Source organism: Xanthomonas sp. WHRI 7065 (genome assembly GCF_040203115.2).
Classification (GTDB): domain Bacteria; phylum Pseudomonadota; class Gammaproteobacteria; order Xanthomonadales; family Xanthomonadaceae; genus Xanthomonas; species Xanthomonas arboricola.
Genome location: NZ_CP168194.1, coordinates 4,038,383 through 4,053,372 on the forward strand (window position 1 = coordinate 4,038,383; position 14,990 = coordinate 4,053,372).

The 14,990-nt window shown below is 66.0% G+C and carries 10 protein-coding genes and 1 other RNA gene; 7 read left to right on the plus strand and 4 right to left on the minus strand.

What is annotated here, in order from left to right; genetic code table 11:
* Positions 1-50 precede the first annotated feature (50 nt).
* The 4 genes from ABQY64_RS16785 (at position 51) to ABQY64_RS16800 (ending at position 4,989) form a co-directional block, all read left to right on the plus strand.
* A complete protein-coding gene (locus tag ABQY64_RS16785; protein WP_054591301.1) occupies positions 51-1,244 on the plus strand; it encodes an OprO/OprP family phosphate-selective porin in 1,194 nt (397 codons plus the stop codon).
* Positions 1,245-1,346: 102 nt separating this feature from the next.
* Complete coding sequence (locus ABQY64_RS16790; RefSeq protein ID WP_039519049.1) at positions 1,347-2,675, plus strand: CitMHS family transporter; 1,329 nt, start codon at positions 1,347-1,349, stop codon at positions 2,673-2,675.
* A gap of 169 nt (positions 2,676-2,844) precedes the next feature.
* Positions 2,845-3,585, plus strand: a complete 741-nt coding sequence (phbB, locus tag ABQY64_RS16795; RefSeq protein WP_016904744.1) for an acetoacetyl-CoA reductase — start codon at positions 2,845-2,847, stop codon at positions 3,583-3,585.
* 372 nt (positions 3,586-3,957) lie between these two features.
* Positions 3,958-4,989, plus strand: a complete 1,032-nt coding sequence (locus ABQY64_RS16800; RefSeq protein WP_047129292.1) for a LacI family DNA-binding transcriptional regulator — start codon at positions 3,958-3,960, stop codon at positions 4,987-4,989.
* Between the two features lie 137 nt (positions 4,990-5,126).
* Here the strand turns inward: ABQY64_RS16800 and ABQY64_RS16805 are convergent, their stop codons facing one another.
* Complete coding sequence (locus ABQY64_RS16805) at positions 5,127-6,446, minus strand: MFS transporter (RefSeq protein WP_349779447.1); 1,320 nt, start codon at positions 6,444-6,446, stop codon at positions 5,127-5,129.
* A gap of 267 nt (positions 6,447-6,713) precedes the next feature.
* On the opposite strand from ABQY64_RS16805, the gene ABQY64_RS16810 reads away from it, so the two are divergent.
* The 3 genes from ABQY64_RS16810 to ABQY64_RS16820 all read left to right on the plus strand — a co-directional run bounded on the left by ABQY64_RS16810 (position 6,714) and on the right by ABQY64_RS16820 (position 11,524).
* Positions 6,714-9,170 carry a TonB-dependent siderophore receptor gene (locus ABQY64_RS16810; protein ID WP_167706068.1) on the plus strand — a complete coding sequence of 819 codons (2,457 nt, stop codon included), beginning with the start codon at positions 6,714-6,716 and terminating at the stop codon, positions 9,168-9,170.
* Between the two features lie 34 nt (positions 9,171-9,204).
* Positions 9,205-11,124: an alpha-amylase family protein gene (locus ABQY64_RS16815; RefSeq protein WP_167706067.1), complete on the plus strand. Its 1,920-nt coding sequence runs from the start codon at positions 9,205-9,207 to the stop codon at positions 11,122-11,124.
* A 323-nt stretch (positions 11,125-11,447) separates the two neighbouring features.
* Positions 11,448-11,524: non-coding RNA, sX9 sRNA (locus ABQY64_RS16820), on the plus strand.
* A gap of 66 nt (positions 11,525-11,590) precedes the next feature.
* Here the strand turns inward: ABQY64_RS16820 and ABQY64_RS16825 are convergent.
* From ABQY64_RS16825 to rsgA, 3 genes are all read right to left on the minus strand, one after another.
* A complete protein-coding gene (locus ABQY64_RS16825) occupies positions 11,591-12,271 on the minus strand; it encodes a type 1 glutamine amidotransferase domain-containing protein (RefSeq protein ID WP_104553075.1) in 681 nt (226 codons plus the stop codon).
* Positions 12,272-12,508: 237 nt separating this feature from the next.
* Complete coding sequence (locus ABQY64_RS16830) at positions 12,509-13,771, minus strand: flavohemoglobin expression-modulating QEGLA motif protein (RefSeq protein WP_065049781.1); 1,263 nt, start codon at positions 13,769-13,771, stop codon at positions 12,509-12,511.
* Complete coding sequence (rsgA, locus tag ABQY64_RS16835) at positions 13,771-14,862, minus strand: ribosome small subunit-dependent GTPase A (protein ID WP_184231387.1); 1,092 nt, start codon at positions 14,860-14,862, stop codon at positions 13,771-13,773. The genes ABQY64_RS16830 and rsgA overlap by 1 nt, the downstream gene beginning before the upstream one ends.
* Positions 14,863-14,990 lie beyond the last annotated feature (128 nt).

Genomic DNA, 14,990 nt, shown 5'->3' on the forward strand with positions numbered 1-14,990 from the left:
TTGTGCGGTGCATCGCTGAACGTGATTCACACATGTACCTGGGAGGGTCTGTGAGCAACGACACCTTGCGTCTGCGCGTCTTCACTACCTGCGCCGCGCTGTGCCTGGCACCGGCCGCGCATGCGGCCGACGGCGACGGCCCGGTCACCGCCGAGGTGGGTGGGCGCGTGCACTGGGACTTCACCGTGTTCGACAACGACGAACGCGGCACGCCCGAGCGCAACGACACCCAGTTCCGCCGCGTGTGGCTGGATGTGGCCGGCAAGTTCTACGGTTTCACCTACAAGGCCGAGGCGGAATTTGCCGGCCTGCAATACGAGTCCGGCAGCCGCGGCATCCTGGCGCGCGATGTGTACATCGCCAAGAAGTTTTCCGCCGGTACGCTGACCGTGGGCCAGTTCAAGCAGTACTTCTCGCTGGACGATCGCACCGGCTCCAACTACGGCCCGTTCCTGGAACGCGGCTATGCCTCCACCACGCTGGCGCCGATCTATCGCAAGGCGATCTCCTGGCAGGCCAATCGCCCCGATGCGACCTGGTCCACCGCGGCCTACAGCCTGGAAAGCATCGACAATTCCTCGACCAAGGGCGGCGCGCTCGGCACGCGGCTGACCTTCGCACCGGAGATGGGCGAGGCGCGGCTGCGCCACCTGGGCGTGTCGCTGGCGCACGAGCGCTATTCGCATCCGGGCAGCGGTGGCGCGGCGTCCCTGTTGATCCGTCCACGTCCGGAAAACGATCTGGCCAACAACAGCCGCATCACCCTGGCGCGCTTTGCCGATGGCCGCGATACCGATTTCGACAAATGGTCGCTGGAATACGCCGAAGTGCTGGGCCCGTGGTCGTGGCAGAGCGAATTCAGCGGTGGCCTGCTCGACGACGGCTCCCAGCATGCCAAGGTGTTGGCCAGCTACGGCCTGGTCAGTTGGTTCGTCACCGGCGAGTCGCGCGGCTACGACCGCAAGACCGGGCGTTTCAGCCGGATCAAGACGCCCAATCGTCCCTCCGGCGCGTTCGAGCTGGCCTTGCGCTACGACTACATGCGCGGCGATCAGCATCTGGATGGCCAACCCGACTTCATCAACGCCAGCACGCAGTCGTGGACGCTGGGCGGCAACTGGTATTTCAAGCCGAACCTGCGCGTGATGCTCAATGTGATCGACAGCCGCAACCGCGACCGCATGGCCGATGCGGTGGTCGATCACACGCTGGCGGTGACCGGCCGCTTCCAGTACGACTTCTGACCGTATGCCTGACCTTCGCACGATGCGTTACCGCTGCCGCAATGCATCCGCCGCCGCGCGCTCCATTCTCCCCCTGCTGTACGCCTCAAAGGATTTGCCCGCATGCTGACCGCGCTCGGTTTCGGAATGGTGATCACCTTCATGTACCTGATCATGAGCAAGCGGCTGTCGCCGCTGGTGGCTCTGATCACGGTACCGATCGTGTTCGCGCTGCTGGGCGGCTTCGGCACCGGCATCAACGAGATGATGCTCGACGGCATCAAGAAGATCGCGCCCACCGGCGTGATGCTGATGTTCGCCATCCTCTACTTCGGCGTGATGATCGATGCCGGCCTGTTCGATCCGCTGGTCGGCCGCATCCTGCGCCTGGTCAAGGGCGATCCGCTGAAGATCGTCATGGGCACGGCGATCCTGGCGATGCTGATCTCGCTCGACGGCGATGGCTCCACCACCTACATGATCACCGTGTCGGCGATGCTGCCGCTGTACCAGCGCCTGGGCATGAACGCGCTCAACCTCACCTGCGTGACCATCCTGGCCAGCGGCGTGATGAACCTGACCCCGTGGGGCGGCCCCACCGCGCGCGCCGCCACCGCCCTGCATGTGGATCCGGCCGATGTGTTCGTGCCGCTGGTGCCGGCGATGGCGATGGCGATCGCCGGAATCCTCACGCTGGCCTGGTATCTGGGCATGCGCGAACGGCGCCGCCTGGGCGTGGTGCGCCTGCCGGCCGACGGCAACTGGCTGGACACCAGCATCCCCGAAGAAAGCGATGCGCTGCCACGCGTGGAAGACACAGAGGACATGAAGCGGCCCAAGCTGCTTTGGGTGAACCTGCTCCTGACCCTGGCGCTGATGGCCGCGCTGGTGGTCGGCGTGCTGCCGATGCCGGTGCTGTTCATGATCGGCTTTGCGCTGGCGCTGATGATCAACTACCCCAACCTGGCCGAGCAGCGCCGTCGCCTGGTCAATCACGCCGGCAATGTGCTGTCGGTGGTGTCGCTGATCTTCGCCGCCGGCATCTTCACCGGCATCCTGTCCAACACCGGCATGGTCGAAGCGATGTCGCGCAGCTTCCTGGCGGTGATCCCGGACAGCTGGGGCCCGTATCTTGCGGTGATCACTGCGATCGTCAGCATGCCGTTTACGTTCTTCATGTCCAACGACGCGTTCTACTTCGGCGTGCTGCCGATCCTGTCCGAGGCCGCCGGCCACTACGGCATCACCCCGGTGGAAATGGCGCGCGCCTCGCTGGCCGGGCAACCGGTGCATCTGCTCAGCCCGCTGGTGCCATCGACCTATCTGCTGGTCGGCCTGGCCAAGGTCGACTTCGCCGACCATCAGCGCTTCACGTTGAAATGGGCGGTGCTGATCTCCCTGCTGATGTTGGCGGGCGGGTTGTTGTTTGGCCTGTTTCCGTTGGCGCGCTGATCGCACGCCGGGAATGGGGAATCGGGAGTGGGGAATCGTAAGGGCGGCGCTGTGCTGTCATGTCGATTCCTGAGTTCCACATGGCGAACAGAAGCCGCGAAAGCGGCTCCTGCTCTACCGATTCCCCACTCCCGATTCCCCATTCCCCAACTCCGAAGGAGTTCAAGCAATGACACTTCGCATCGCATACGTCACCAGTGGCATGGGCAGTGTGGGTACCGCGATCTGCCAGAAGCTGGCGCGCAGCGGGCATACCGTGGTCGCCGGCTGCGGACCCAATTCGCCGCGCAAGACCTCGTGGCTGCGCGAACAGCGCGAGCAGGGCTTCGAGTTCGTCGCCTCCGAAGGCAATGCCGCCGATTGGGATTCCACCGTGGCCGCCTTTGCCAAGGTCAAGGCCGAGGTCGGCGAGATCGATGTGCTGGTCAACAATGCCGGCGGCAGCCGCGACACCTTGTTCCGGCAGATGAGCCGCGACGACTGGAACGTGGTGATCGCCAGCAACCTGCATTCCCTGTTCAACATCACCAAGCAGGTGGTCGACGGCATGACCGCGCGCGGTTGGGGACGCATCGTCAATATCGGCTCGGTCAGTGCGCACAAGGGCCAGATCGGGCAGATCAATTTCGCTACCGCCAAGGCGGCGATGCATGGCTTCAGCCGCGCCCTGGCGCAGGAAGTGGCCTCGCGCGGGGTCACCGTCAACACCATCTCGCCGGGCTATATCGCCAGCGCCTCGATCAGCAGTTTCCCACCCGACGTGCTCGACCGCCTGGCTACCTCGGTGCCGATCCGCCGGCTCGGCAAACCGGCCGAAGTCGCCGGGCTGTGCGCCTGGCTCGCCTCCGATGAGGCCGCCTACGTGACCGGCGCCGACTATGCGGTCAATGGTGGTCTGTACATGGGTTGAGAGCCGCTGACAGACCGTAGCGATCGGTCGTCAGCTCGATACAGACGGCGCGCCCGAGCAGGACTGTGCGGAGGAGACTTGCGGTTCCAACGCCGAGCGCGCCAGCCGGGCGCTGAGCGCAGTCCTTGCTGATGGCGGTGAAGCATCACCGCTCTGACGCCTCACTGCTCTGAAGCCTCACTCCCCTGAAGCCTCACCGCTCCAAAGCCCCGCGCTAGTCGTGGCCGCTGTCATGCACGCCACGCGCGCCTGCCGCTTGCATGCAGGTGCGTGATTGCGTTTGACCAGCGCGCACAAGCGGCCGCCACTGCGTCGATCAACCCGCCTCCAGCGCGAACTGATTACACTCGGGTTTTTCCGCACTGCGCTGACATGGCCAAACCTTCAGAACGCGCCACGCCGGGTGCCCGCCCGCAGATGGCCGACATCGCCCGCATGGCAGGCGTGTCCGAATCCACCGTGTCGCGTGCCCTGGCCGGCAGCCCGGTGGTGGCCGAGCGGACGCGTGCGTACATCAAGCAGATTGCCGCCGATGCCGGCTACCAGGTCGATCCGATCGCGCGCAGCCTGCGCGCCAAACGCTCCAACACGGTGAGCGTGGCAGTGCCGATGATGCATGCGCTGGACCAGCCGCTGTCGGACCCCTTCATGATGACGATGCTGGCGCTGCTGGCCGAGGAACTGACCGGGCGCGGCTACAGCATGCTGCTGTCCAAGCTCGACCGGCATCAGGACGGATGGGTGGAACAACTCGCACGCGGCAGCCGCTCCGATGGCGTGATCGTGCTGGGGCAAAGTTCCGAACATGCCGCGCTGGACGAAGCCGCGCGCGATGGCCTGCCGATGGCGGTCTGGGGCAGCCGCATCGACGGGCAGTCGTACATCAGCGTGGGCAGCGACAATTTCCAGGGCGGCGCGCTGGCCACCGAACATCTGATCGCCAGCGGCCGTCGCCGTATCGCCTTTCTCGGCGACGACCAGTTGCCCGAGGTTGCACCGCGCTTTGCCGGCTATCGCCATGCACTGCAGCGGCATGGGCTGGAGTTCGATACGCGCCTGCATGCGCGCAGCCACTTCCTCAGCGAAGACGCCTACCGCCTCACCCGCGCCATGCTCAAGAAGACCGATCCGCCGGACGGGCTGTTCGCCGCATCCGATGTGATTGCGGTCGGTGCGATCCGCGCCCTGGTCGAAGCCGGGCATCGCGTGCCGCAGGACATCTCGCTGGTGGGCTTCGACGATATTCCGCTGGCCGCCTACAGCCAACCGCCGTTGACCACGGTGCGGCAGGATCTGGGGCTAGCGGCGCGCATGCTGGTGGACCGGCTGCTGGCGTTGATCGGCGGCGAGGCGGTGGAGTCGGTGGAGATGCCGGTGAAGTTGGTGGTGCGTGAGTCGGCGTGAGGCCGGGATTGGGGATTGGGGAATCGGGAATCGTAAGAGCGGGCGTGCTGGTGTGCGGCGCGCAACTGCGCGTTGCCGCCGGCGTGATCGCGGTCGGTTGCTTCAGTACGCAGCGACACAGGCGTGACGCGTCTCGGCTACACCACTGCTGCCTTGGGCTTGCGGAGGCGTACGCATAGCATCGCCGCAGCGGCGGCCAGCATCAGTGCGCCGGCCAGGCGGATCACGTTGCGTGGGTCGCCGTGCAACAACCACTCGTAGTACAGCGGCAAGGTGACGATCTGGATCAGCATCGGCAGCACGATGAACAGGTTGAACAGGCCCATGTACACACCGGTGCGCTCGGGCGGAATGCTGTCGGCCAGCATCAGGTACGGGTTGCCCATCATGCTGGCCCAGGCGAGCCCGATGCCGATCATCGGCAGCAGCATCAGCCAGCGGTCCTGGATACCCGGCAACACCCACATGCCCACACCGGCCGCGACCAGGCAGGCCGCATGCGTGTACTTGGGGCCGATGCGGCGCACCACCGGCACCATCGCAAACGCGGCCAGAAACGCGACGAAATTGTAGAACCCGCCGATCTGCCCATTGACCAGGCCGGCCTGGCGGAAGCCATGCGAATTGGCTTCGGTGGTGCCGAACAAGCTGGTCGATAGCGACAATACGATGTACTGCCAGTAGCAGAAGATCGCGTACCACTGGAACAGCATCACCGGCGCGAGCTGGCGCATGGTCGGCGGCATCGCGCGCAGGGCGCCGTAGATTTCGCGCACTGTGGCGCCCAGGCCGGCACCGGTCTGGCGCATCCGCGCGATCTCTGCCGGCGCAAGCACCGGCTCGCGCACGCTGCGCGCGGTGAGCAGGATCGAGGCTGCGGAAAACCCCGCACCGATCACGAAGGCGGCGATGGTGACATAGGGAATGTGGTGCGCATTGGCGGCGTCCTGGTTCATGCCCATCCACACCAGCAACGGCGGGGTGAGATAGGCCAGCGTCTGCGCAAGCCCGGTGAACGCGCTTTGGGTGAGATAGCCCAACGGCCGCTGCGGTGGCGCCAGCACATCGCTGACCAGCGCACGATATGGCTCCATCGCCACGTTGTTGGCCGCATCCAGGATCCACAGCAGGCACACCGCCATCCACAGCGCAGTGCTGAACGGCATCGCCAGCAGGCACAGGCTGCACACCAGCGCGCCCAGCACCATGTACGGCATGCGCCGGCCCCAGCGGGTCACCGAGCGGTCGCTCCACGCGCCGACGAACGGCTGCAGTACCAGCCCGGTGATCGGCCCGGCCAGCCACAGGTACGGCAGGCTCGCGTGATCGGCGCCCAGATAGTTGTAGATCGGGCTCATGTTGCTCTGCTGCAGGCCGAAGCTGTATTGCACGCCGAAGAAGCCGGCGTTGAGCGCCAGGATGCGCGCGAAGGAGAACGGAGTGGCGGTCGACGACATGCAGAACCCTGGGCATCGGTGCGGCTCCCAGTGGCCGCAGCGCACTGTACCCTGCCGTCTCTGCAATCGATTGTAACGCTGCGCCGCAACACGTTTTCGCTTGCCGAAACATAAGCTCGCAAGCCAAGGAATGATGCTGCAGCGCAAGATTGCAATCGATTGTATTGGGGCGTATTACTGCGCTCGCACTGCAGGCCACACGGCCACTCCCTGGGAGGGGACGATGCAGGCGTCGGCATACCACCATCCGTGAGAGAGAGAACCGCAATGTCCACCTTGCACACCCTGCGCCTGCATGCCCTGGCCTGCGCGGTCGCCTCCTGCCTGTGCGCGCCTGCCGCGCTGGCGCAGGACGCGACCACGGCCGCACCCGTCACCCCGCCGGCCGCCGACAGCGCCGCGGTCAATCTGGATTCGGTGTTCGTCACCGGCACCTCCACCGCCACCACCAAGCTGAAGTCCAGCGTGTCGGTCAGCACCGTGGGCGCCGAGGCGATCGAACAATCGGCGCCGCGCAGCACCGCCGAGATCTTCCGCAACATCCCCGGCATCCGCTCCGAATCCAGCGGTGGCGAAGGCAATGCCAACATCGCCGTGCGCGGCCTGCCGGTCGCCTCCGGCGGCGCCAAGTTCCTGCAGCTGCAGGAGGACGGCCTGCCGGTGATGGAATTCGGCGATATCGCCTTCGGCAACTCGGACATCTTCCTGCGCTCGGATCTCACCCTGGACCGCATCGAAGCCATCCGCGGCGGCTCGGCATCGACGTTCACCAGCAACGCGCCCGGCGGCATCATCAACTTCATCAGCAAGACCGGCGACACCGCAGGCGGCAGCGTCGGCGTGAGCCGCGGCCTGGATTACGACAACACCCGCGTGGACTTCGACTACGGTGCGCCGTTCGCGGAAAACTGGCAATTCAACATCGGCGGCTTCTTCCGCCAGGGCGATGGCGTGCGCGATGCCGGTTACACCACCGACAAGGGCGGCCAGCTCAAGGCCAACCTGACCCGGCTGTTCGAGAACGGCTACGTGCGTGTCTACGGCAAATACCTCAACGATCGCGCCGCCGGTTATCTGCCGGTGCCGACCTCCGTGCGTGGCCGCGACGGCTCGCCGGACCTGGGCGGCTTTGCCGGCTTCGATCCGGGCAACGACACCTTGTACAGCCGCAATTTCCGCAGCGATGTCGGCCTGGACGGCAACAACCAGCCGCGCCGCACCGACCTGGGCGACGGCATGCACCCGATCTCGCGCACCATCGGCGCCGAGGCCTGGTTCGACCTGGGCAGCGGCTGGAACCTGAGCGAAAAGTTCCGTATCGCCGACAACAGCGGCCGCTTCGTCAGCCCGTTCCCGGCCGAGGTCACCGATGCCGCCACGCTGGCCGCGTCCATCGGAGGCGCCGGCGCGCAACTGGTGCAGGCCAGCGGCCCGGACGCCGGCCAGGCCTACACCGGCAACGCGATCCGCACGCATCTGTTCAATGTGGCGATCAACGACCTGGGCAACGTCACCAACGACCTCAGCGTCTCGCGCGAGTTCGGCGGCGACGGCCGCACGCTCAACCTGCGCATGGGCTATTACAGCTCGCGCCAGACTATCGACATGGACTGGACCTGGAACTCCTACGTGCAGAGCCTGGGCCGCGATTCGCGCCTGCTCAACGTGGTCGATGCCGGCGGCGTGTCGCGCTCGCAAAATGGCTTGTATGCGTACGGCACCCCGTTCTGGGGCGATTGCTGCATCACCCGCAGCTACGACGTGCGCTACGACGTCAACGCGCCGTATGTCGCACTGACCTTCGACAGCGGCAAGTTCAGCATCGACGGCAGCCTGCGTTACGACATGGGCGATGCACGCGGCAGCTATGCCGGCACCACGATCGCGCAAAACCTGGACGTCAACGGCGATGGCGTGATCCAGCCGGTGGAACAGCGCGTGGCCACGGTCGATACCGCCAACGCACGGCCGGTGGATTACGACTGGAATTACCTGTCGTATTCGCTGGGCAGCAACTACCTGATCAACGACGACCTGGGCGCGTTCGCACGCATCAGCCGCGGCGCACGCGCCAATGCCGACCGCCTGCTATTCGGCGTGGTCCGCGACGATGGCTCGGTCTCCTCCGATGAAGGCGTCAACGTGGTCCGCCAGGCCGAAGCCGGCCTGAAGTGGCGCCGCGACGGCCTGAGCCTGTTCGCCACCGCGTTCTCGGCACGCACCGAGGAACAGAACTTCGAGGTCACCAGCCAGCGTTTCTTCAACCGCAGCTACGAGGCGCACGGCGTGGAGCTGGAAGCCAGCTACCGCTACGAAGGCTTCACCGTCAACGGCGGCCTGACCTGGACCGATGCGGAGATTTCCAAGGACCAGATCACTCCGGAAAACACCGGCAACGTGCCGCGTCGCCAGGCCGATGTGGTGTGGCAGTTGACGCCCAGCTATCGCGGCGACGGCTACCAGTTCGGCGTCAACCTGATCGGCACCACCGATGCCTACACCCAGGATTCCAACCAGCTGAAGATGCCCGGCTATACGCAGGTGAACCTGTTCGGCGACTACCGCGTGACCGACGCACTCACCGTCGCGCTCAACGTCAACAACCTGTTCAACACCTTCGGCCTGACCGAGGCCGAGGAAGCCAGCATCCCGGCCAACGGCATCATCCGCGCGCGCTCGATTGCCGGCCGCACCACCAGCATCAGCCTGCGTTACGACTTCTAAGGACCCCTCGCCGGGTTCGTCCCGGCGCTTGCCAATGAGCACCTCCCCCACCGATTTCACTGCATTGCGCGCGGCCTTTGCCGCGCCCCTGGATGCGCAGCGTGCGAGCGTGCTGTTGCCGCGCTTCGACCGCCATGCGCCGCGTCTGCTGGATGCCCTACACGCCTTGTACGGCGCACGCCCCGACACTGCATCCTGGTTGACGCAGTGGCTGAGTGCGTTGGGCAACCACGCGCAGCAGCGCCCGCAAGCACTGCAACAGCTGGACGTCACGCGTCAGCCCGGCTGGTTCGGCGAGCAGCACATGCTGGGCTACAGCGCCTACGTGGACCGCTTTGCCGGCACGCTGCAAGGCGTGGCCGAACGCGTGCCGTATCTGCAGGAGCTGGGCGTGCGCTATCTGCACCTGCTGCCGTTCCTGCGTGCACGCGCCGGCGATAACGATGGTGGCTTTGCGGTCAGCGATTATGGCCAGGTGGAGCCAAGCCTGGGCAGCAACGACGATCTCGTCGCACTGACCACACGCCTGCGCGAGGCCGGCATCAGCCTGTGCGCGGATTTCGTGCTCAACCATACCGCCGACGATCACGCCTGGGCGCAGGCGGCGCGGGCCGGCGATGCACGCTACCTCGATTACTACCATCACTTCGCCGATCGCACGCAGCCCGACCAGTACGAAGCCACGCTGGGGCAGGTCTTCCCGCATACCGCACCCGGCAACTTCACCTGGGTGGACGCCACCGGCCAGTGGATGTGGACCACGTTCTATCCCTATCAGTGGGATCTGAACTGGAACAACCCGGCGGTGTTCGGCGAGATGGCGCTGGCGATGCTGCAGCTGGCCAATCTGGGTGTGGAAGCCTTCCGTCTGGATTCCACCGCGTATCTGTGGAAGCGCACCGGCACCGACTGCATGAATCAACCCGAGGCGCATACCTTGCTGGTGGCGCTGCGCGCGGTCACCGACATCGTTGCGCCGTCGGTGGTGATGAAGGCCGAAGCCATCGTGCCGATGACGCAATTGCCGCCTTACTTCGGCAGCGGTACAGACCAGGGCCACGAATGCCACCTGGCCTATCACAGCACGCTGATGGCGGCCGGCTGGTCGGCGCTGGCGCTGCAACGCGGCGACATCCTGCACAACGTCATCGCGCATAGCCCCCCCTTGCCGGCCAACTGCGCCTGGCTGAGCTATGTGCGCTGCCACGACGACATCGGCTGGAACGTGCTGCAACACGAAGCCGCCGGCAACGCCGCGCAGCCGCCATTCGCGCTGCGCGACGTCGCGCGCTTCTATGCCAATGAGGTGCCGGGCAGTTACGCGCGCGGCGAGAGCTTCCAGAGCAGCGGCGACGGCGTGCACGGCACCAATGGCATGGCCGCGGCACTGGCCGGTATCCAGGCCGCACAGGCATCGGGCGATACGGCGGCGTTGCACATGGCGGTGGATCGGCTGATGTTGCTCTATGCCATCGCGCTGGCGATGCCGGGCGTACCGTTGATCTACATGGGCGACGAACTCGCCCTGCCCAACGACGGCAGCTACCGCAATGATCCGCAGCGTCGGCACGAAGGTCGCTGGTTGCATCGTCCGGCGATGGATTGGCCGCTTGCAGCACAGCGCGAAGATGCAGGCAGCCTGAGCGGCACGGTGTATCGCCGGCTACGTGGATTGATCCGGCAACGTGCCGCGCTGCCCGCACTGGCAGCCGATCAGGCGCTGGGCAGCGTTGCGCTGGGCGATGCACGCCTGTTTGCATTGACGCGTGGCGATGGCTTTCTGGCCGTACACAACTTCGGCGAACAACCGTTGACGGTGGAGCTTGCCGCGCTCGGAGATGGCCGATGGAAGGTGGTGGCGGATGGCAGCGAGACGGCTGTCGAATCGCTGAGCAATGACATGCGGCTGGTGCTGCCGGCGTATGCAGTGCATTGGCTGGAGCGTGTTGTTTGAACGGGATGGTGCAAGTTCCTAGCGTTCCTAGAGCGCTTGCAGGGCGGACGATCTATGGCTTGGCAGCAGGGCCCTTGTCCGCCCACCATCGCGGGACACGCCGCAAGTACGTCCGTGTAGGCTCTTACGCGGCATCCATGCCGCGTAAGGTCCCGCGACGGTGGACGGACAATTGCCAGTCGGGATGGTCGGTGCGCCTGGTTGCGAGCGCGGGACTGCGTCGGGCTGTCGGATGCTGCGACATTACGAAGGCGCACGACGAAGGACGCTAGAAAGCTACTGTGCTCACCGTCAGACAGGTGCGGCCGCCGCTCGGTACCGGTATGCACCACGCGTACACTCCGGTTCCTCCGCGACGTCCGCACCTTAGCTGACGACTACTCGCTCCGTTTTGCTGGCCGCTCTGAATCAAACCCGCGATGTCTTCCGGTGGCCGTCCATGCATCACCACGCCACAACCGCAGAATCAGCGCTTCGACAACTCAAGCAACGCCTCGGCAGCCTTCTCCGACGAAGCCGGGTTCTGGCCGGTGACCAGCAAGCCATCGGTGACCACATGCACGCCCCAGTCGGCGCCCTTCTCGTAGCGGCCGCCAAGTTCGGTCAGCACGTCTTCGACCAGGAACGGCACGATCTTGGTCAGGCCCACGCCCTCTTCTTCGCTATTGGTGAAGCCGGTGACGCGGCGGCCGTTGACCAACGGCTTGCCATCGCTGCCCTTGACCCGGCGCAGCGCGCCCGGTGCGTGGCACACCAGGCCGTGCGGCTTGTTGGCCGCGGCGAATGCTTCGATCAGCGCAATCGAATCCGCGTCTTCGGCCAGATCCCACAACGGGCCATGGCCACCCGGGTAGAACACCGCATCGAAGTCATCGGCCTTGACGTCCGCCAGGCGCTGCGTGCTCGCCAATGCCTGCTGCGCGTCGGTGTCCTGCTTGAAGCGCTTGGTGGCCTCGGTCTGTGCATCGGGTTCGTCGCTCTTGGGGTCCAGCGGCGGCTGGCCACCCTTGGGCGAGACCAGGGTGATCTCTGCGCCGGCATCCTTGAACACGTAATACGGCGCAGCAAATTCCTCCAGCCAGAAGCCGGTCTTCTTGCCGGTATCGCCGAGTTGGTCGTGGGAAGTAAGCACCATCAGGATTTTCATCGTATCGCCTCGTGTCATGGCCCATCTCGGGCAAGGCGAACAGTGTCCGGTGCAGTCCGTTGCAGCATCGTGTAGAACGCGTCGGCACGATGCCTACGGTTCAGCGCCTTGCACTGGTAGCAGTGCACTACACGGCGCGCGTCAGGCGCTGCGCGGTGTTGCCCGACCCGCGCCCGCGGCAGCTTCGCCGCGCCACCGCGTTGACGCGGCAACTGCGCGCAAGTTGCTCGGCAGGCGTCAGACGTTCATCGCCGGTGGCTGCAGCTGGTCCATGCGGATGCGATTGGCGAACAACGAAAACGCCAGCATGCCGGCCAAGCCGCTGACCCGGCTCACCCACGGTGGCAACCAGCGCGGGGCGACCAGCACGCCGCTGTCGAACAAGGGCGCAAGGCGCGCCACATCGCCCAGGGCCATCTTGCCGGCGAACAGGTAACGGCATAGCTGCAGCTGATCGCGCTGCAGCGCATGCCGGAAGAACGTATGCACCGCCACCAGCCCGCGCAGGTACACCGTGTCCTTGGTGAAGGCACCGCCGCCGGAGGTCGGCACGCCGCGGAATACGCGCTGCGCCGATGAAAAGCTTTCCGCCGCGCTCTGCCCGCCTGCGGTGAAATAGCGGAACACCTCGATGAAGTCCGCACCCGAGCGCGCCATCGCAATCGCCTCGATACGCAGGCTGATGCGCTTCATGCGTTCGATATCGATGCTGCCGGTGATCTGCTCGGCAAACGTCGCCAGGCCTTCCTGGGTCGCGGTGGTCCGCGGCGAAGAAATGCCCAGGCTGGGCAGGTGCACCTGCGCGCGCCCGTTGAGCGCGGTCAGCGAATGCACCAGCGCCTCGTGATGGAACAGCTGCGCGCGGTCGTAATCGCTGAAGGTGGCGCCGCTGCGCAGGCGGATGCGATGCGCGCCGGCCGCCGCCTTGGCCAGCAGATCCGGATCCAGCGTGACGGTGATGACGCGCCCTTCGAAGAAGGCGTCCAGATCGTTCTGCAGCTGCATGCGCAGGGCGGTCGCCGACACCGGTACCTGTTCTTCCGGCGCCAGCAGTTCGCGGTCCAGCTCCCGCGCGATCTGGATGAAGTGCCGCGCTGCCTCGCGCGTGCTCGGACCGTTGCCCGGCATCGGGTCGTCGGGCACGCCGAACAGCTGCGCCGAGTAATCGCTGACTGCGGGAGTGCCCAACGATTCCAGTAGGCCGGCGGCCAGGCCCCAGCTATGCGTCGAGTCGATCAGGTAGGCGCCCAGCGGGTGATGCGGATCGGCCTGCTTGGCAATGGCCGCCAGCTCGCGCCGGGTATCGCCGAAATCCAGTCGCGGATACTCCACCTGCGGCAGCTCCGGCTGCCCACGTGCCACGCTCTGCAGGAACGGCTCCTGCAGCGAGCGCGGCCAGCTGGCCAGCGCGAGCAGGCGCACGCCGCGCACGGCCTTGACCAGGCGCGCATCCAGCGCCGCATGGTGGACGATGTCCGGCGGCCCCTTGCGCGATGGCATCAGCGGCGTCCGTTGCGGTCGACGCTGGCAGGCCGCCGGCCCGATCCCTTGCCCCGGTTGTTCTGCGCCAGGCGTGTGGCGAGCTTTTCGGCCGCTGCGGCCACTTCCACGCGCAGCTTCATGTAATTGGCTACCCGCTCCGGATCCAGCATATCGGCCTCGATCGCCGCACGCACCGCACAACCGGGCTCGGCGATATGCGCGCAATCGTTGAAGCGGCACTGCGCCGCCAACGCTTCCACATCGGAGAAGCCGCCCTCGGCCAGATCCTCTTCGCCGGTGGGCTTGAGTTCGCGCATGCCGGGCGTATCGATCAGGCAGGCACCGGACGGCAACGGAATCAAGGCGCGGTGGGTGGTGGTATGCCGGCCGCGCGAATCGTTCTCGCGCACTGCATTGGTCTTCATCTTCTGCGACCCGAGCAGGGTATTGGTCAGCGTCGACTTGCCGGCACCGGACGAGCCCACCAGCACCGCGGTACGGCCATCGCCCAGCCACGGCCGCAGCGCCGCCACGCTGTCCGGATCCTTGGCATTGACTGCGCGCAACGGGATGTTCTGCGCTTCCAGTTCCTCCAGCACCGCCAATGCATCCTCGGCGTATTCGGTCTGGTCGGCCTTGGTCAGCACCACTACCGGCTGGGCACCGCCGCCGCCGACCAGCAGCAGATAGCGTTCGATGCGGCGCGGATTGAAGTCCGCATCCAGCCCGCACACGATGAACACCGTATCGATGTTGGCCGCGATCACCTGCTGGTGGTAATGCTCGCCGGCCGCACCGCGCTTGATCGAGGTGCGCCGCGGCAGCAAGGCCACGATGCGCTTGCCCTCCATCAGCACCCAATCGCCCACCGACGCCCGCTCATGGCTGGGAAACCGCGGCCGCTGCCACTCCGGCAACGATTCGGCCTTGAGACCGGCCTCCGGCGTATCGGCCACCACATAGCCGGTGCGGTGCTGCTCCACCACCCGCGCCGGCAACGCCTGCGGATGCGCAGCGAAGAGCGCCTGCCAGGCAGCCTCTTCAGGCGGCCCAGGCCAGGGCCAGCCGATGGATTGGAGGGTGGGGTAATCGGGGGGTGCGTTGCTCATGGGGCGATTCTAGCCGGCTGGCCGCAGCGGCTTGTGCAATCGGGCCTTGCGCCCGGGCTGAAGCGCCCCTTGACATCGTTGCCGATGCAAGCATGCCCGCCTGTCATATTTCCGCTACCATGCCAAGC